Raw genomic sequence first — 18357 nt, forward strand, 5'->3', positions numbered from 1 at the left:
TGGATACGTCCGGCAGCCATGACGTCAGCGAAAAGCGCAGAGCAGGAAAGATCCCTGCAGGACCAGCACGAACACCCGTCGACCGGTGGGCGTCACGCCGCCGGCGAGGATCCGGTCAAGCGCGAGCGGATTCTCGACGGCGCCAAACGCGTTTTCATGCGGAGCAGTTTCGACGCCGCCAGCATGAACGACATCACGCGCGAGGCCGGCGTTTCCAAGGGCACGCTCTACGTCTATTTCGAGAACAAGGAAGACCTGTTCACGGCGCTCATCGCGCGCGAGCGCAACATTATCGTCAACAGCGTCAAGCAATCGTTGAACGGCAATGAACCGATCGAGGAGGCGCTTCACGCTTTCGGCGTGAAGCTGGTGACGAGCATAACGTCGGATTACACGATCCGCGCGATGCGCACGGTACTCGGGGTGATCGACCGGATGCCCCGGCTGGCGCAGCGCTTCTTCACCGCGACGCCGGAGAACGGATACACCGTGCTCAAGGCCTATCTCGACCAGCAGGTGTCGGCAGGCACGCTCTCGATCGAAGACACGGAAATAGCCGCAAAGCAGTTCATCGATCTCGCCATGGCCGGAATGTTCAAGGGACGGCTTTTCGGCATGTGCGATGCGGTCTCGGCCGAAAGCATCGAAAAGAACGTCAGATCCGCCATCCGTGTTTTCCTCGCCGCCTACGGAAAGACGACGGGCACGGAGTAAACGCCACGGCGCCTTGCCGGCGAAACACGCCGCACCATCTTCTTGCAATCCAGCAATCGCGATCAAACGCGCTCGCCTGAAAGGCCGTAAGACCTTGCGTGTCCACAAAGGGAGTGACGATGAGTGCCATCGGAAGGGCGATCTGGTTCATTGAAAGCCATTTCGCCGAGGATATATCGCTGGATGATATCGCCGCGGCCGCCGGCCTTTCGCGCTATCATCTTTCGCGCGTATTCGGGCTTTCGGCCGGTCGCTCGATCAGTGCCTATATCCGCGGCCGACGCCTGAGCGGCGCCGCGCTTGCCCTCGCCAACGGCACATCCGGCATTCTCGAAGTGGCCCTCGAGGCGGGCTACGGCTCGCACGAGGCTTTCACCCGTGCCTTTCGCGAGCAGTTCGGGGTGACGCCCGAGACGATCCGCAAGCAGGGGCACGTCCGCAATGTCGAGCTTTTGGAGCCGATCAGAATGGACGACGCACGCACTTTGAAGATCGAACCGCCGCGCTTCGAGGAAAGCCAGGGGCTTCTTCTCGCCGGTCTCGCAGAGACCTATGACTACAACCGCACCGAAGGCATCCCGTCCCTCTGGCAGCGTTTCAACGCCTATTTCGGCAGCATTCCCGGTCAGCACGGCAATGTCGCCTATGGCGTCTGCACCCAGTCGGACGGCGAGGCGGGCCGCTTCCGCTACATGGCTGCGGCGGAGATACGGGACGCCGAGGCCCTGCCCACCGGCTTTTCGACACTCAAGCTGCCCCGGCAGCGTTACGCGATCTTCGTCCACCGCGGGCACATTTCCGGGATCGCCAACACGGCCCACCACATCTTCACGACCTGGTTTCCGCAGTCCGGCCACCGACATGGTGAATTGCCCGACCTGATGGAACGCTACGACGAGCGCTTCGATCCGCATTCCGGCATGGGTGCGGTCGAGATCTGGGTGCCGCTGAAGGGCTGATTTCCGGTGCACGGACAGTTGCAGCCGGCTTTCCTTCGACAATTCCACCTTTTCGATCACCCGGAGCCGACAACGTCGCCGCGAAAAGCGCGGCGGCGCTTGCGACTTTCGCAAGTATCCCTAAATACTGCGCCATCTGTCGTGTCTCGAAAAGGAAAAGTTGCCGATGCAGGAAATCCTCACGCTTGCTCAAAGCCCGGAGGCTTGGATCGCCCTCATCACACTCATCGTAATGGAAGTGGTCCTCGGCATCGACAATCTCATTTTCATCTCGATCCTCACCAACAAGCTGCCGCCGGAACACCGCGTCAGCGCCCGGCGCATCGGCATCGGCCTTGCACTCGTCATGCGGCTGGCGCTGCTCGGCACCATCGCCTGGATCGTTAAACTGACGCAGCCGGTCTTCGAGGCCTTCGGCCACGGCTTTTCCTGGAAGGACATGATCCTGATCGCCGGCGGGCTCTTCCTCGTGTGGAAGGCGACCAAGGAAATCCATCACAGTGTCGATCCGAGCGATCATGAGGAGGATTTCATCGCCAGCTCCGCGATCAACAGCTTCGCGGCCGCCATCGGCCAGATCCTGCTTCTTGACCTCGTCTTCTCGGTCGACAGCATCATCACCGCCGTCGGCATGACCCCGCATCTGCCGATCATGGTCGTCGCCGTCGTCGTCGCCGTGACCGTCATGCTGGTTGCAGCGAACCCGCTTGCAAACTTCATCGAGAGAAATCCGACGATCGTCATGCTGGCGCTGGCCTTCCTCCTGATGATCGGCACGACCCTGATCGCCGAAGGCATGGGCTTCCACGTGCCGAAGGGCTACGTCTATGCTGCGATGGCCTTCTCCGCACTGGTCGAGGTGCTCAACATGGTCGCCCGCAACGCGCGCATGAAGCGACAAGCCGCAAGGACGAAATAGAAGCGCGACACAACAGGCCCGCATCGCACCAATGCGGGCCTTCGCCGCGATCTTTGCTCTTGGACTGCGGCGAGACGACGACATTGCCGCTCGCGGCTTTCCGTTGACATGCAGGGCTTTCTATGGTCTCACGCCTGCCGACTGGAATTGCCTGGCTAAACCGCTGGTGCGGAACCCTTGCGGGCCTTTCCTTCCCATAAAATGCGCGCCCGCAAGCTGGAAAGCACTCCGGCAAAGGGCCCCGAAAGCACGTCAAGACGGGCAAAGACAATGGCAGATTCTGCAGTCCGGGTGCGTATCGCACCTTCCCCCACCGGCGAGCCGCATGTCGGCACCGCCTATATCGCGCTCTTCAACTATCTCTTCGCCAAGAAGCACGGCGGCAAATTCATCCTGCGCATCGAGGACACGGATGCGACGCGCTCGACGCCGGAATTCGAGAAGAAGGTGCTCGACGCGCTGAGGTGGTGCGGACTGGAATGGTCGGAAGGTCCCGATATCGGCGGCCCCTACGGCCCCTATCGCCAGAGCGACCGCAAGGACATCTACAAGCCTTACGTCGAGAAGATCGTTGCGAACGGCCACGGCTTCCGCTGTTTCTGCACGCCCGAGCGGCTGGAGCAGATGCGCGAGGCGCAGCGTGCCGCCGGCAAGCCGCCGAAATATGACGGCCTCTGCCTCAGCCTCTCGGCCGAGGAAGTGACGTCGCGCGTCGACGCCGGCGAGCCGCATGTCGTGCGCATGAAGATCCCGACGGAGGGCTCCTGCAAGTTCCACGACGGCGTCTATGGCGATGTCGAGATCCCGTGGGAAGCCGTCGACATGCAGGTACTGCTCAAGGCCGACGGCATGCCGACCTATCACATGGCGAACGTCGTGGACGACCATCTGATGAAGATCACCCATGTCGCACGCGGCGAGGAGTGGCTCGCCTCGGTGCCGAAGCACATTCTGATCTACCAGTATCTCGGCCTCGAACCGCCTGTCTTCATGCATCTGTCGCTGATGCGCAATGCCGACAAATCGAAACTGTCGAAGCGCAAGAACCCGACCTCCATCTCCTACTACACGGCGCTCGGCTACCTGCCGGAAGCGCTGATGAACTTCCTCGGCCTGTTCTTCATCCAGATCGCCGAAGGCGAAGAACTGCTGACGGTGGAGGAGCTGGCGGAGAAATTCGATCCGGAAAACCTGTCCAAGGCCGGCGCGATCTTCGACATCCAGAAGCTCGACTGGCTGAACGCGCGCTGGATCCGCGAGAAGCTTTCCGACGAGGAATTCGCAGCCCGCGTCCTCGCCTGGGCGATGGACAACGAGCGGCTCAAGGAAGGTCTGAAGCTCTCTCAGACCCGCATTTCGAAGCTCGGCGAACTGCCTGATCTCGCCGCCTTCCTCTTCAAGTCGGATCTCGGCCTGCAGCCCGCCGCCTTTGCCGGGGTGAAGGCCTCGCCCGAGGAGATGCTCGAAATCCTGAACACCGTCCAGCCGGATCTCGAAAAGATCTTGGAATGGAACAAGGAATCGATCGAGACGGAGCTGCGCGCCAGCGCGGAGCGGATGGGCAAGAAGCTGAAAGCCGTGGTGGCGCCGCTCTTCGTCGCCTGCTCGGGCTCGCAGCGCTCGCTGCCGCTGTTCGATTCGATGGAACTGCTCGGCCGTTCGGTCGTGCGCCAGCGGCTGAAGGTCGCCGCGCAGGTCGTCGCCTCCATGGCGGGCAGTGGAAAGTAAGGACGAGACCATGACCGACAAGACACAGGCAGCCGGCCTTTCCTCCGACGCGACGGAAGTGCGCTCCCAAAAGCTCAACCTGCTGCGCCAGCAGATCGGCGATGTTTATCCCGCGCATTTCCACCGTACGCTCACCAATTCGGAACTCGCGGAGAAATATGCCGGGCTGGAGCCCGATACCGAAAGCGGCGAAACGGTAACCGTTGCCGGCCGCGTCTTCTCCTCGCGCAATTCCGGCATGTTCATGGATCTTCATGACGCTTCCGGCAAGATCCAGATCTTTTCGCACAAGGATACGGCACCGGAGGAGGCGCGCGCGCTTCTGCCGATGATCGATCTCGGCGACATCATCGGGGTGACCGGAGAGGTGCGCCGCACCAAGCGCGGCGAACTGACGGTCAACGCCAAAGAGATCACCATGCTCTGCAAGTCGCTCCTGCCGATGCCGGAGAAGTATCACGGGCTTGCCGACATCGAGACGCGCTATCGCAAGCGTTACCTCGACATCATGGTCAACGAGGAATCGAAGCTGCGCTTTCAGCAGCGAAGCCGCATCGTATCGAGCCTGCGCCGATTCCTCGAGGACGATGGCTTCATGGAAGTCGAGACGCCGATGCTGCAGCCGATCTATGGCGGCGCGACGGCCGAGCCCTTCAAGACGCATCACAACACGCTGAAGCTCGACATGTATCTGCGCATCGCGCCCGAGCTTTACCTGAAGCGCATTCTCGTTTCCGGCCTTACCGACAAGGTCTTCGAGATCAACCGCAACTTCCGCAACGAAGGCGTCTCGACCCGGCACAATCCTGAATTCACCATGATGGAGTGCTACTGGGCTTATGCCGACTACGAGGACGTGATGGGCCTAGTGGAACGCATGTTCGAGACCCTGGCGCTTGCGGTTCACGGCAAGACGGAATTCGAGTTCGGCGACAAGCAGCTCTCCTTCAAGGGGCCGTTCCCGCGCGTCTCCATGCCGGCGGCGGTCAAGGATGCGACCGGAATCGATTTCCTTGCCATCAAGAGCGACGAGGAGGCCCGACAGGCGGCTCGCGACGCCGGTGTCGAGATCGAGAAGGACGCGACCTGGGGCGAGGTGCTCGCCTTTCTCTTCGAGGAGAAGGTCGAAGCGACCTTGATCCAGCCTGCTCACGTTATCCACTTCCCGAAGGACATCTCGCCCTTCGCCAAGGAGGTGCCGGGCGAGCCGCGGCTCGTCGAGCGCTTCGAGACCTATTGCAACGGCTGGGAGATCGGCAACGCCTTTTCCGAGCTCAACGACCCGGTCGAGCAGCGCGCCCGCATGGTCGAGCAGATGGAACAGGCGCATGCCCGCGGCGAGAAGGAAAAGACGCTAGACGAGGACTTCCTCGATGCCATGGACCAGGGCATGCCGCCGGCCGGGGGGTTGGGGATCGGTGTCGACCGGCTGATCATGCTGCTCACCAACTCGCCGTCGATCCGCGACATCATCCTCTTCCCGGCCCGCCGTCAGAAGGCCGATTGATACCCTGGAGCAGGCCCTCCCCAACGGGGGGAGGGTTGGGGAGGGGCTCTCCCTTAATGACTCGCCTGTTCCTCGGCCGGCGCAGCGGCCGCGACATCGCCCGCTGCGGACGGATCGTTGCACATGGAGCGGTCGTCCATCTTGGCCATGATGGCGCGGACGTCGTCCAGTTCGAGCGTCACGACCTTGCCGTGGAACCTGCCGGCAGCGTTGGCCGTGGCCTCGTTATAGGAGGCGCGGAAGGGTTCATCCAAACCCGGCACGCTCCGCGGACCGGGGGCGAAGAGCACCTCCGCGCCGATCGCCGAACCGCGCACGCCTGCGCGATCCTCCGGACCTGCCGCATCGAGCACGACCACCTGGTAAAGATCGGCCTCCTCCTTTTTGGCGAGGCCGCCTGCGACGCGCAAGGCGGTCCTGATCCGATCCGGCCCGGTTGCCCGGTCCGTCTTCACATGCATGCGGATCCACCGCTGCCCCTTGTGGTCGAGCTTCAAGGTCCGGAGCGCGGTGCATTCGAGGCCGGAGGCGGAGGGCTCCGCGAAGCGCGTCAGTATCTTGTCGCGACCGACATAGACCGCGGCACCGCCGGATGCGGCGGAGACCCCGAAGGCAGCGGACAGGATGATCACCAGCCGCTTCGAAGGGCGCAATTTGCTGAGAATGGCCTTCAAGGGATGGCTCCGCTGTCGTCGTAAAGGATCGCAAGAAAGGCCCGAAGGCGTCTTCGAAGATAGACGAACCACCTTTCGGAAAGTTTAAACGGAGGCCTCCTGCAGGCGGCCAGAGATTGACTTTCTTCCGCAGCTTGTCCATTGCGCCATGCACAACGTCGCTGTAGGCGGGAATCCCCCGTAACCAGGAAGAGGCGGTATGCACAAGGTTATTTTCGATACGGATCCGGGCGTCGACGATGCGATGGCCCTCCTCTTTCTGCACCGTCACCCGGCCATAGAGCTGCTCGGCATCACCACGGTCTTCGGCAATGCCTCGATCGAGACGACGACGCGCAATGCGTTGTTCCTCAAAGAGGCATGGAATATTGCCGCACCGGTTGCCAGGGGCATGGGCGAGACGTTCGATGCCGGCCGGCCGCATGTCGAATGGCCGACGGGCATTCACGGCGATGACGGGCTCGGCAATATCGGCGTGCCGGCGCAGATGGACCTGCCGCTCGACCCTCGTCCTGCCCACCGCTTCATCATCGACACCGTGCGCGCCAATCCCGGCGAGGTGACGCTCGTCGCCGTCGGCCGGATGACCAACCTGGCGCGCGCCTTGCGCGACGATCCGGAGATTGCCGCGCTCGTCAAGGCGGTGGTGATCATGGGCGGCGCCTTCGATGTTCCCGGCAACATCACGCCGGCGGCGGAAGCCAATATCCACGGCGACCCGGAAGCGGCCGATGTGGTGATGACGGCGCCATGGCCGGTGACCGTCATCGGTCTCGACGTGACGACGAAGACGGTGATGAGCCGCGCCATGCTCTCCGAGATCGCCGAACGCGGCGGTTCACCGGCGAGGCTTCTTTCCGACATCTCGCAATTCTACATCGACTTCTACGAGCACCATGTGGATGATGGCATGATCGTGCACGACAGCTGCGCCTGCGCCTATGTCGTCGCGCACCAATTCTTTCAGACCCGTGGCGGCGCCATCCGGGTCCTTTGCGGCGGCATCGCCGACGGCCAGACCGTTCAAAAACCGGATGGGCGACTGTTTCCCCCGAACGCCTGGGACGGCTTCCCAAGCCAGCAGGCCTGTATCGACATCGATGCCGAAGCGGTGCTGAAACTCATCGGCGATACGCTCGCGGGCGACAGCTAACCTCTAGGGAGCGCCCCTCCCCAACCCCTCCCACAGGCGGGAGGGGCTTGACCCGTCGCACCGCCGCTTCCTGACGCCGGCGCTGGGGAAGGGTCTTATCCGCGGACGGCCCGCAGCCGCCTTACGGCGAAAATCTTTTGCGGATAGCTGGCAGATGCGCCGCCGCCGGCTATCTTTATCCGTATGAAGCCGGACGCCTTGCTCTTTCCCGCCCCCAAAGGTCTCTACTGCCAATATGGGGATTTCTATATCGACCCGGTGCAACCGGTCGAGAGGGCACTCATCACCCACGGACATTCCGACCATGCGCGCGCCGGGCATGGCCATGTGCTCGCGACGCGCGAGACGCTCGACATCATGCGCCTGCGCTATGGTGACGACTTCTGCGGCGCGAGCCAAGACGCGCGCTTCGGCGAAACAATTTCGGTCGGCGGCGTGCGCGTCCGTTTCCACCCGGCCGGCCATGTGCTCGGCTCGGCGCAGATCTCCGTCGAGGTAGACGGGACGCGGATCGTCGTTTCCGGCGATTACAAGCGACGACCCGATCCGACCTGCCCGTCCTTCGAGCCGGTCGCCTGCGACGTCTTCATCACGGAAGCGACCTTCGGCCTGCCGGTCTTCCACCACCCGGACGACAAGGGAGAGATCGCCCGGCTCCTCCAGTCTCTCCGGCAGTTTCCAGAGCGTGCGCATGTGGTCGGCGCCTACGCCCTCGGCAAGGCACAACGTCTCATCGCGCTCATACGCCAGCAGGGCTACGACGAACCTATCCACATCCATGGCGCACTCGCCAGGCTGTGCGAATATTACCAGAGCCAGGGCATCGATCTCGGCGATATCCGTCCGGCAACGCTCGGCCAGGAAAACCGGCAGGACCTCGCCGGCGCTATCGTCCTCGGGCCTCCGGCGGCTTTTGCCGAGCGATGGGCGCGCCGTTTCGCCGATCCGCTCGCCATCTTCGCCTCCGGCTGGATGCTCATCCGACAGCGCGCCAAGCAGCGCGGCGTCGAGTTGCCGCTCGTCATCTCCGATCATTGCGACTGGGCCGAGCTCACGGCCACGATCCGCGAAATCGCGCCTGCCGAAGTCTGGGTGACGCATGGCCGTGAGGAGGCGCTGGTCCGCTGGTGCCAGTTACAGGGCATACCCGCCCGGCCATTGCACCTTGTCGGCTACGACGATGAGGGAGAGTGAGCGATGAGAGCATTCGCCGAATTGCTCGACCGGCTCGTGCTGACGCCGCAGCGAAACGGCAAGATTCGGTTGCTCGTCGACTATTTCCGCGGCGCACCCGATCCGAGCCGCGGCTACGCGCTGGCCGCGATCGCGGGCACGCTCTCGCTCAACACGGTAAAGCCGGCCCTCATTCGCGACCTGTTGCTCGAGCGCATGGACGACGTGCTGTTCCACTATTCCTACGACTATGTCGGCGACCTCGCGGAAACGGTCTCCCTCGCCTGGGAGCCGCCGCCGGACGTCGCCCCTGAGGACATTCCGCTCGGCGAGGTTGTCGAGCGGCTGCAGCGGGCCGGCCGCTCCGAGGTTCGCTCGCTCGTCCGCGACCTTCTGGACCGGCTCGACACCTCCGGCCGCTTCGCACTCCTCAAGCTCGCGACAGGAGGCTTGCGGATCGGGGTCTCGGCGCGGCTCGCAAAGCAGGCGCTTGCGGAGATGGGCGGCAAGGAGGTGAGCGAGATCGAAACGCTCTGGCACGGATTGGAGCCGCCATACCTGCCGCTTTTCCTCTGGCTCACCGGTGAGGCGGAGATGCCGGTGCTCAAGACACCTGCGGTCTTTCACTCGGTGATGCTCGCGACGGCGGTCGGAGAGGGCGATCTCGAAGGACTCGACCCGTCCGACTTCGCGGCCGAGTGGAAATGGGACGGCATCCGCGTCCAGCTCGCCAATGTCGGCGGGGCTCGACGCCTCTATTCACGCAGCGGCGACGAGATATCCTCCGCCTTTCCGGAGATCATCGAGGCTGCCGATATCACCGGTGTCATCGATGGCGAGCTTCTGGTCGGCGGAACGATGCGCAGCAACCGCGCCACCGCGACATTCGCCGACCTGCAGCAAAGGCTGAACCGCAAGACCGTCAGTCGCAAGCTGATGGACGAGTTTCCGGCCTTCATCCGTGCCTACGACATTCTCTTTTCAGGCGAGCGCGATATCAGGCCCGAGCCCTTTCACCTCCGCCGCGAGGCGCTGTCGGCGCTGATCGAGGCGGCCTCGCCGCAGCATTTCGATCTCTCGCCGCTCGTCGGCTTTTCAAGCTGGAAGGAGCTTGATGAGCTGCGCTCCAACCCGCCCGATCCGGTGATCGAAGGCGTCATGCTGAAACGGCTGGATTCGCCCTATATGGCCGGACGGGCCAAGGGGCCCTGGTTCAAGTGGAAGCGGGCGCCCTTCAATATCGACGCCGTGCTGATGTATGCCCAGCGCGGCCATGGCAAGCGGTCCAGCTATTACTCCGATTTCACCTTCGGCGTCTGGGCGCAGGGTGAAGACGGGACGAGCCTCGTTCCCGTCGGCAAGGCCTATTTCGGCTTCACCGATGCCGAGCTGGAGGTCCTCGACCGGTTCGTGCGCGACAATACGGTCGAACGCTTCGGCCCCGTGCGCGCGGTGCGCGCCGAACCCGACAGCGGCTTCGTCGTCGAGGTTGCCTTTGAAGGCCTCAACCGCTCCACGCGCCACAAATCCGGGGTCGCCATGCGCTTTCCGCGGATCGCCCGCCTCAGACCCGACAAGCTGCCCCGCGATGCCGACAGGCTCGAAACACTGCAGGCGATGATCGGAACGCAACGCTGAAGCGCTTGCGGCCACGCGTTACCGCAAGTTATTTCAGAAACCCCGAATGAAGGTTTGTTAAGGAGAGTCTGGAATTATCCGGGCTTGCTGCATGCCGTCCCCGCCCCCCTGTGGGCCACGTCCTGGAATTGCTCTTTTGAAGCCGCATCATGCCATGTCCCGTCTGTCGCGCTTTCTCACCCCCAGCTACCTTCCGGCCCTCATCGCGGCCGTTGTGGTAGTCGCCGCCGGGGTTCTCGCCGACAATCAGAACCGGATCGTTTCGGAAGCGCGGCTGCGCTCCGAGGTTGCCGACGCGCTCAACCCGATACGCTCGAGCCTCGAGAGCAGCGTCAACGGCAATATTCAGCTGGTCCGGGGCCTGATCGCCACGATCGAGACCGAACCCGACATGCAGCAGCAGCGCTTCGGAGAGCTCGCACGCAGCGTCTTCAGCGGCGGCTCGCAGCTCCGCAACATCGCCGCCGCGCCCGAACTGGTGGTCGCGATGGTCTACCCGCTGACGGGCAATGAGAAGGCGATCGGTCTCGATTACCGCGCGAACGACAAACAACGCAGTTCCGTCATGCGCGCAGTGGCATCCGGAGAGATGGTGCTCGCGGGCCCTGTCGACCTCGTGCAAGGCGGTCGCGGGCTGATCGGCCGCTTCCCCGTAACCACCGGTCCGGAAGGTGGCAGGCGCTTCTGGGGCGTTGTTTCAGCGGTGATCGATGTCGATCGCCTTTATCGCGACAGTGGGCTTTCATCGCCGGCGCTCGACATCGACATCGCCATTGCCGGCCGCGACGGGACGGGGCGCGGCGGCCCGCATTTCTTCGGCGACCCGGCAATCTTCGAAAGCGCCCCTGTCGAGATGAGCGTATCCTTGCCCGGTGGTTCCTGGCGCATGGCCGCGATCCCCAAAGGCGGTTGGCCGACGACACCGCAGAATGCGTGGCAGGTCCGCTTCCTCATCATATTCGGCGGCCTGATGATCGTCGCTCCGATGATCGTCGCCGGCCGCCTCATGGCCGAGAGGCAGGCCAACTTTCGCGCATTGAGGCAGAGCAAGGATCAGCTTCAGGAGCTTTCGCACCGGCTGAGGATCGCGCTCGACACTTCGAAGATCGGCATATGGGAGCTCGACGTCGACAGCGGCACGCTCCTGTGGGACAGCCGCATGAAGGAGCTCTACGGCATCGGATCGTCGATGCGCGAGGTCTACGAGGACTGGCGGAACACGCTTCATCCCGACGATCTCGCCCGTGCCGAGGTGGAATTCGCCGAAACGCTCGCCACGGGCAGCGCATACAACACGGAATTCCGCATCCGCCTTCCGGGTGGGGAAGTCCGCCACATCCGTGCGATCGGCTCGACCTATGCCGGCACGAACGGCAACAGGAAAATCGTCGGCGTCAACTGGGACGTGACGGCCGACGTGAAGACACGCGCGACGCTGTCGGAGGCCAAACGCCTCGCGGAAGCTCACAGTGCCGAGTTGGAGGCGGCGCGCCATCGCATGGAATTCAACGCGCTGCACGATCCATTGACCGGTCTGCCCAATCGCCGCTTCCTGGACCAGATTCTCTTCGACCGCAGCCGGCGAGCCGACGCAAATGCGAAGATCAGCATCTTCCATATCGATCTCGACCGTTTCAAGCAGATCAACGATACGATGGGCCATGCAGCCGGAGACGAAATCCTGAAGCATGCGGCAAGCCTTTTGCGGGACAATGCACGCCAGGACGACTTCGTCGCCCGGATCGGCGGCGACGAGTTCGTCATCATTCGCGCAAGCGGCGGCGGCGACGAAGACGCGGCTCTGGCTTCCCGCGTGATCGAGGCGATGAGCGTTCCGGTGCGGTACGAAGATCAGGAATGCCGCATAGGCGTGAGCATCGGGATTGCCGCTCAAACCGATGCGACGGATGACCTTTCCCAGGTACTGGTCAACGCCGATATCGCCCTTTACGAGGCCAAGCGCCGGGGCCGCAACCGGCAAGAGACCTTTACGGGTGCGCTGAAGACCGCCGTGCTCCAGACGAAACAGACGGCCGACGAGATCCTGCGCGGTCTCGAGCAGAACGAATTCGTCGCATATTTCCAGCCGCAGTTCTGTCCGAGCTCACTCGACATCATCGGCGTCGAGGCACTCGCACGATGGGATCATCCCACCAAGGGGCTCCTCGGCCCGCACGCCTTTCTCAAGACGGCGGAGGACATCAATGTCGTCGCGGCGATCGATCAGAAGATTCTCGAACAGGCGCTCTTTCAGATCTATCGCTGGGAGGCAAACGGGATCTACGTGCCGAAGGTGTCGGTCAATCTCTCCTATCCGCGCCTGAGAGACGAGGGACTGATCGACCGGCTGGAGGAGCTTTCCATACCCGAGGGGCGGCTTTCCTTCGAACTGCTCGAATCGATTTCCTTCGACGAGAACGATGTGACGGTCATGTCCAATATCCGGCGCATCAAGGAACTCGGCATCGACATCGAGATCGACGACTTCGGTACCGGCTATGCCTCGATCCTGAGCCTGCTGAAGCTGACGCCACGCCGCCTGAAGATAGATCGGCAACTGGTGCTGCCTATTCTCGCCTCTCCGGCGGAGCGCCGGCTCGTGGCATCGATCATCGACATCGGCACATCGCTCGGGATCGAAGTGATCGCCGAAGGTGTCGAAACGCTCGAGCACGCCCGCATCCTCAAGGAAATGGAATGCCATGGTCTGCAGGGCTACGCCTTCGCCCGGCCGATGAACGCCAACGATCTCGCCACTTTCGTCTTCGAGCGGCGGTGGCGCGCCGCTTGACCGGGATCCGGACCCCGCTTTCAGAGGCGGACTGCACATACGCGGCTTTTTCTTGCTCCTAAGGCTTGGCAGCCGTCCGGAAAATAGTCATAAAAACATATGCCTCCTGCCGCTGATGCGAACGCGCGGACCTCGTCCGCGTGACCCGTCCGGCGTCAGTCCTCGGGGGACCGAAGTCCCGACCTCCAATACACTCGGAAGGAGATAAAACGATCGAATACGCGGAGAAATTGCTTTCTGTTTTCATTCTTGTCCCCTTCGCGGGAAGCCTCATTGCAATCTTCTTCCCGTCCGATCAGCGCGGTGCGATCTCCTGGTTCGCAGGTGCGATCGCGCTTGTCTGCTTCCTGGTGACCGCCGGCCTCTACCCCTACGTCGCCTCGGGCGGCGTCCTCCATTACCGGATCAACTGGGTTCCGCAACTCGGGCTGAACTTCACCCTCCGGATGGACGGCTTCGCCTGGCTGTTTTCGGCACTGATCACGGCGATCGGCGTTCTCGTCGTCCTTTATGCCCGCTACTATATGGCCGAGGAGGACCCGGTCCCGCGCTTTTTCGCGCTGTTCCTCGCCTTCATGGGATCGATGCTGGGCGTTGTTCTTTCCGGCAACCTCATTCTGCTCGCCGTCTTCTGGGAGCTGACCAGCATCGTCTCCTTCCTGCTGATCGGCTATTGGCACCATAACGCACACGCCCGCGACGGCGCCCGCATGGCGCTGACGATTACCGGCATGGGCGGCCTTGCCATGTTCGTCGGCCTGATACTCATCGGCAAGATCGTCGGCAGCTACGAACTCGACGCGGTTCTCGCCTCGGGCGACGCGATCCGCAACCATCCGCTCTATGGCACGGTACTTGTCCTCGTCCTGCTCGGGGCGTTGACGAAGAGCGCCCAGTTCCCCTTTCATTTCTGGCTCCCGCACGCGATGGCGGCCCCGACGCCGGTTTCGGCCTATCTGCATTCGGCGACGATGGTGAAGGCCGGCGTCTTCCTGCTCGTGCGGTTCTGGCCGGTGATGGCCGGCACGGATGCCTGGTTCTGGATCGTGGGCCTTGCGGGCCTCACAACGCTCCTGCTCGGCGCCTATTTCGCGATTTTTCAGCAGGATCTGAAAGGACTCCTCGCCTATTCGACGATCAGTCATCTCGGGCTCATCACCGTTCTCCTGAGCCTCGGCAGTCCGCTGGCAGCCGTCGCCGCGGTCTTTCATATCGTCAACCACGCGACCTTCAAGGCCTCCCTCTTCATGGCGGCCGGCATCATCGACCACGAAAGCGGCACCCGCGACATGCGCAGGCTGAGCGGGCTTTTCCACTTCATGCCGATCACCGCGACGCTCGCCATGGTGGCGAGTGCCGCCATGGCCGGCGTGCCGCTGCTCAACGGATTTCTCTCCAAGGAGATGTTCTTCGCCGAGGCGATCGAGACGCATCTCGTCAACCCGCTCGACACGGCTACGCCCTATGTGGCGACGATCGCGGGCATGTTTGCAGTCACCTATTCCCTCCGCTTCATCCACGGCGTCTTCTTCGGCCGGCCACCGGCGGACCTCCCGAGAAAACCACATGAGCCACCCCGCTGGATGCGGGCGCCGGTCGACTTCCTCGTTCTTGCCTGTCTGGTCGTCGGTATTATTCCCGCCCAGACGATCGGTCCCTTCCTTCACACGGCCGTTCTCTCGGTCCTGCGCGAGGGAACGCCCGATTACAGCCTTTCGGTCTGGCACGGCTGGAACATTCCGCTGATCATGAGCTTCGTCGCGCTTTCGGGCGGCATCGGCCTCTACTTCCTGATGCGCTCCTATCTGGCGACGGCCGTCGAGGGTCCGCCGGTCTTCCGCCTGCTCCAGGGGCAGCGCATTTTCGAGCGCGTGCTGGTAACGCTTTCCTGGAAGTGGGCCCGATGGCTCGAACAGCGGCTCGGCACGCGTCGCCTCCAGCCGCAGATGCGTCTCCTCGTCTTTCTGGCGCTTGCGGCAGGGGCATCGCCGCTTCTTCTCGGCAATTTCGAACTGCCGCCGCTCGTGATCCGCGGCATCGATCCCGCCTTTGCCCTGCTTTGGGCGATAGGCATCGCCTGCGGCATCGGCTCCGCCTATCAGGCGAAATTCCACCGTCTCGCCTCGCTGGTCCTCCTCGGCGGAGCAGGGCTCGTCACCTGCATCACCTTCGTCTGGCTTTCCGCACCCGATCTTGCGGTCACGCAGCTCCTCGTGGAGATCGTCACCACCGTGCTCATTCTGCTCGGATTGCGCTGGCTTCCGAAGCGCATCGAGGAGCCGATGGCGGCGGAGGACATCTCGATCAGGGTCCGCCTGAGACGCTTGCGCGACCTGCTGCTGGCGATCGGCGCCGGCGGGGGAATGATGCTCATCGCCTACACGGTGATGACGCGGCCCCTCCCCGAAACCATTGCCAGCTATTTTCTCGAGCGCGCCTATCGGGAGGGCGGCGGCACAAATGTCGTCAACGTCATCCTCGTCGATTTCCGCGGCTTCGATACGCTTGGCGAGATCGCCGTGCTCTGCATCGTCGCGCTCACGGTCTTCGCGCTTCTCCTGCGCTTCCGCCCCCAGTCCGACAGCCTGGAGACGCCGGAGCAGCAAAGGGTGCAGAACGCCTTCGACGACGATCATCCCGACCGCGCCGCCGGCGACAGCGTCGCCGAATATCTCTTCATCCCGGCAGTGATCATGCGCTGGATGTTTCCGGTCACAGGAATGCTCGCGGCCTTTCTCTTCCTGCGCGGACATGATCTGCCGGGGGGCGGCTTTGCCGCCGGCATCGCCATGTCGATCGGCTTTATCCTGCAATATATGTCCGGCGGAACCCGCTGGGTCGAGGAACGGCTCCGCATCCATCCGCTTCGCTGGATGAGCATCGGCCTGCTGGTCGCGACGGCCACGGGCGTCGGGTCCTGGTTCTTCGGCTATCCCTTCCTCACCTCCCACGCGCAATATGCAAGCCTGCCGGTCGTCGGCAAGTTTCCGCTCGCAAGCGCGATCCTCTTCGACCTCGGCGTCTTCTCGCTGGTGCTCGGCGCCACCGTTCTCATCCTCATCGCGCTGGCGCACCAGTCGGTCCGTGCGCCGCGTGCGCATGCGAAGGCCGCACGCTCGGACAAGGAGGCGGCACGCTAATGGAACTCATTCTTTCGGCCGGGATCGGCACGCTGACCGCATCGGGCGTCTATCTTCTCCTGAGGCCGCGAACATACCAGGTGATCATCGGGCTTTCGCTGCTCTCCTTCGCCGTCAATCTCTTCATCTTCGGCATGGGCCGGTTGCGGGTGAACGGCCCTCCGATCCTCGATCCCGGCGGCGTCGGCGATCTCGCCCGCTATACCGACCCGGTGCCGCAGGCACTGGTGCTGACGGCGATCGTCATCGGCTTCGCCATGACCGCACTTTTCCTCGTGGTGCTGCTCGCCTCCCGCGGCTTCACCGGAACCGACCATGTGGACGGAAGGGAGCAGCGCGGTGACTGATTGGCTCGATCATCTTCTCATCCTGCCGATCCTCCTGCCGCTTGCCGTGGCTGCGGTGCTGATCCCGATCAACGAGCGCGACCGCACATTGAAGGGGGCCATCGGCTTCGCGTCCACGCTCGTCGTCTTCATCCTCTCGATGATCCTCATGCGACTTGCCGCGGCCGGCACCGGCAGCCTGCCCGGATCAGGGGTCTATCAGCTCGGCAATTGGCCCGCCCCCTTCGGGATCGTCCTCGTGCTCGACCGCCTGTCGGCCCTGATGCTGTGCCTGACGAGCGGCCTTGCACTCGCCGCGCAGGCCTATTCCATGGCGCGGTGGCACACGGCCGGGCATCACTTCCATTCGCTTTTCCAGCTTCTCGTAGCCGGTCTCAACGGCGCCTTTCTCACGGGCGACCTCTTCAATCTCTTCGTCTTTTTCGAAATGATGCTGGCCGCCTCCTACGGCCTGCTCCTGCACGGCTCCGGTCCGCTGCGCGTGAAGGCGGGGCTGCATTATATCGCCGTCAACCTCGCCGCCTCGGCGCTGTTCCTGATCGGCGTCAGCCTGATCTACGGCGCCGCCGGCACGCTCAACATGGCCGACCTCGCGACGAAGCTCGCAGCCCTCGAACCGAGAAGCAGAACACTCGTCGAAATGGGCTCGGCCATCCTCGGCGTCGCCTTTCTCGTCAAGGCGGGCATGTGGCCGCTCAGCTTCTGGCTGCCCACGGCCTATGCCGCGGCGACGCCGCCGGTCGCAGGCGTCTTCGCGGTCCTGACCAAAGTCGGCATCTACGTCATCATCCGCCTGCATCTGCTCGTCTTCGGCACCGCGGCGGGCACATCGTCCGGTTTCGGCCAGGACTGGCTCGTCACCGGGGGAATGCTGACGATCGCCTTCGGCGGTATCGGCGTGCTCGCCTCGCAGGCGATGGGCCGTCTTGCGGGCTACTCCGTTCTCGTATCCTCGGGGACCCTGCTCGCCGCGGTCGGCCTCGGCCACGACGGAATGCTCGCCGGCGCACTCTTCTATCTGGTCAGCTCGACACTGACGATCGGGGCCTTCTTCCTGTTGATCGAGCTCGTCGAACGCGGCCGGGACGCCGGCGCCGACGTTCTGGCCGTGACGATGGAAGCCTATGGCGATTTTGACGAGGACGAGGAGGAGGAAGAGGTCGGCGTCGCCATCCCCGGCACGATGGCCGTTCTCGGCCTCTGCTTCTGCCTCTGTGCCCTGCTGCTCGCCGGCCTGCCGCCTTTCTCCGGCTTCATCGCCAAATTCGCGCTCATCAGCGGCCTCTTCGACATGCCGGGCGCCGAGCTCGCGACCGCGATATCCGCCGCCGACTGGACCTATGTCACTCTCCTCATCCTGTCCGGGCTCGCTGCCATGATCGCGATGAACCGCATCGGCATCCGAACGTTCTGGGCGTCGATCGAGGGCACGATCCCGCGGGTCGTGGTGATCGAGATCACGCCGGTCGTCGTCCTGCTCGCAGCCTGCATCTTCCTGAGCCTGCAGGCGGGGCCCGCGATGCGCTACATGCAGGCGACGGCTGACGATCTGCTCGCGCCCCTCACCCACAGCGAGCGCGTGCTTTCGGCGCCGCGGGCCGGGAGCCAGTAGCG

Annotated in this window: 13 protein-coding genes; 12 read left to right on the forward strand and 1 reads right to left on the reverse strand. The window is 63.4% G+C overall.

Annotated features, from left to right (window positions below):
* Nucleotides 1-18 precede the first annotated feature (18 nt).
* From ACTJKL_RS05265 to lysS, 5 genes are all read left to right on the forward strand, one after another.
* Nucleotides 19-714: a TetR/AcrR family transcriptional regulator gene (locus ACTJKL_RS05265; RefSeq protein WP_100672868.1), complete on the forward strand. Its 696-nt coding sequence runs from the start codon at nt 19-21 to the stop codon at nt 712-714.
* A 119-nt stretch (nt 715-833) separates the two neighbouring features.
* On the forward strand, nt 834-1673 hold the full coding sequence (locus ACTJKL_RS05270) for an AraC family transcriptional regulator (RefSeq protein ID WP_440852360.1): 840 nt from the start codon (nt 834-836) through the stop codon (nt 1671-1673).
* A gap of 166 nt (nt 1674-1839) precedes the next feature.
* Nucleotides 1840-2592 carry a TerC family protein gene (locus tag ACTJKL_RS05275; protein ID WP_100672866.1) on the forward strand — a complete coding sequence of 251 codons (753 nt, stop codon included), beginning with the start codon at nt 1840-1842 and terminating at the stop codon, nt 2590-2592.
* A 270-nt stretch (nt 2593-2862) separates the two neighbouring features.
* Nucleotides 2863-4320 (forward strand): glutamate--tRNA ligase, encoded by a 1458-nt coding sequence (gene gltX, locus ACTJKL_RS05280; protein ID WP_100672865.1) that lies wholly within the window; start codon nt 2863-2865, stop codon nt 4318-4320.
* Between the two features lie 10 nt (nt 4321-4330).
* Nucleotides 4331-5827 (forward strand): lysine--tRNA ligase, encoded by a 1497-nt coding sequence (lysS, locus tag ACTJKL_RS05285; protein ID WP_440852361.1) that lies wholly within the window; start codon nt 4331-4333, stop codon nt 5825-5827.
* A gap of 53 nt (nt 5828-5880) precedes the next feature.
* Here the strand turns inward: lysS and ACTJKL_RS05290 are convergent, their stop codons facing one another.
* Nucleotides 5881-6501: a hypothetical protein gene (locus ACTJKL_RS05290; RefSeq protein ID WP_127709161.1), complete on the reverse strand. Its 621-nt coding sequence runs from the start codon at nt 6499-6501 to the stop codon at nt 5881-5883.
* A gap of 199 nt (nt 6502-6700) precedes the next feature.
* Here ACTJKL_RS05290 and ACTJKL_RS05295 point away from each other — a divergent pair, with 199 nt between their 5' ends.
* The 7 genes from ACTJKL_RS05295 to ACTJKL_RS05325 all read left to right on the forward strand — a co-directional run bounded on the left by ACTJKL_RS05295 (nt 6701) and on the right by ACTJKL_RS05325 (nt 18355).
* The gene (locus tag ACTJKL_RS05295; protein ID WP_440852362.1) at nt 6701-7654 is read left to right on the forward strand and encodes a nucleoside hydrolase; all 954 of its coding nucleotides are present in this window, start codon (nt 6701-6703) and stop codon (nt 7652-7654) included.
* 183 nt (nt 7655-7837) lie between these two features.
* The gene (locus tag ACTJKL_RS05300) at nt 7838-8848 is read left to right on the forward strand and encodes a ligase-associated DNA damage response exonuclease (RefSeq protein ID WP_440852363.1); all 1011 of its coding nucleotides are present in this window, start codon (nt 7838-7840) and stop codon (nt 8846-8848) included.
* Nucleotides 8849-8851: 3 nt separating this feature from the next.
* The gene (locus ACTJKL_RS05305) at nt 8852-10465 is read left to right on the forward strand and encodes a cisplatin damage response ATP-dependent DNA ligase (RefSeq protein ID WP_440852364.1); all 1614 of its coding nucleotides are present in this window, start codon (nt 8852-8854) and stop codon (nt 10463-10465) included.
* Between the two features lie 154 nt (nt 10466-10619).
* On the forward strand, nt 10620-13256 hold the full coding sequence (locus ACTJKL_RS05310) for a bifunctional diguanylate cyclase/phosphodiesterase (protein WP_440852396.1): 2637 nt from the start codon (nt 10620-10622) through the stop codon (nt 13254-13256).
* A gap of 230 nt (nt 13257-13486) precedes the next feature.
* Entirely contained in the window at nt 13487-16396 is a 2910-nt protein-coding gene (locus ACTJKL_RS05315) for a monovalent cation/H+ antiporter subunit A (RefSeq protein ID WP_440852365.1), read from the forward strand.
* Complete coding sequence (locus ACTJKL_RS05320) at nt 16396-16743, forward strand: Na+/H+ antiporter subunit C (RefSeq protein ID WP_100672859.1); 348 nt, start codon at nt 16396-16398, stop codon at nt 16741-16743. The genes ACTJKL_RS05315 and ACTJKL_RS05320 overlap by 1 nt, the downstream gene beginning before the upstream one ends.
* A complete protein-coding gene (locus ACTJKL_RS05325) occupies nt 16712-18355 on the forward strand; it encodes a monovalent cation/H+ antiporter subunit D (protein ID WP_324762393.1) in 1644 nt (547 codons plus the stop codon). The genes ACTJKL_RS05320 and ACTJKL_RS05325 overlap by 32 nt, the downstream gene beginning before the upstream one ends.
* The last annotated feature ends 2 nt before the right edge of the window (nt 18356-18357 follow it).

The organism is Sinorhizobium sp. 22678, from assembly GCF_052044265.1.
Taxonomy (GTDB): Bacteria; Pseudomonadota; Alphaproteobacteria; order Rhizobiales; family Rhizobiaceae; genus Sinorhizobium; species Sinorhizobium meliloti_A.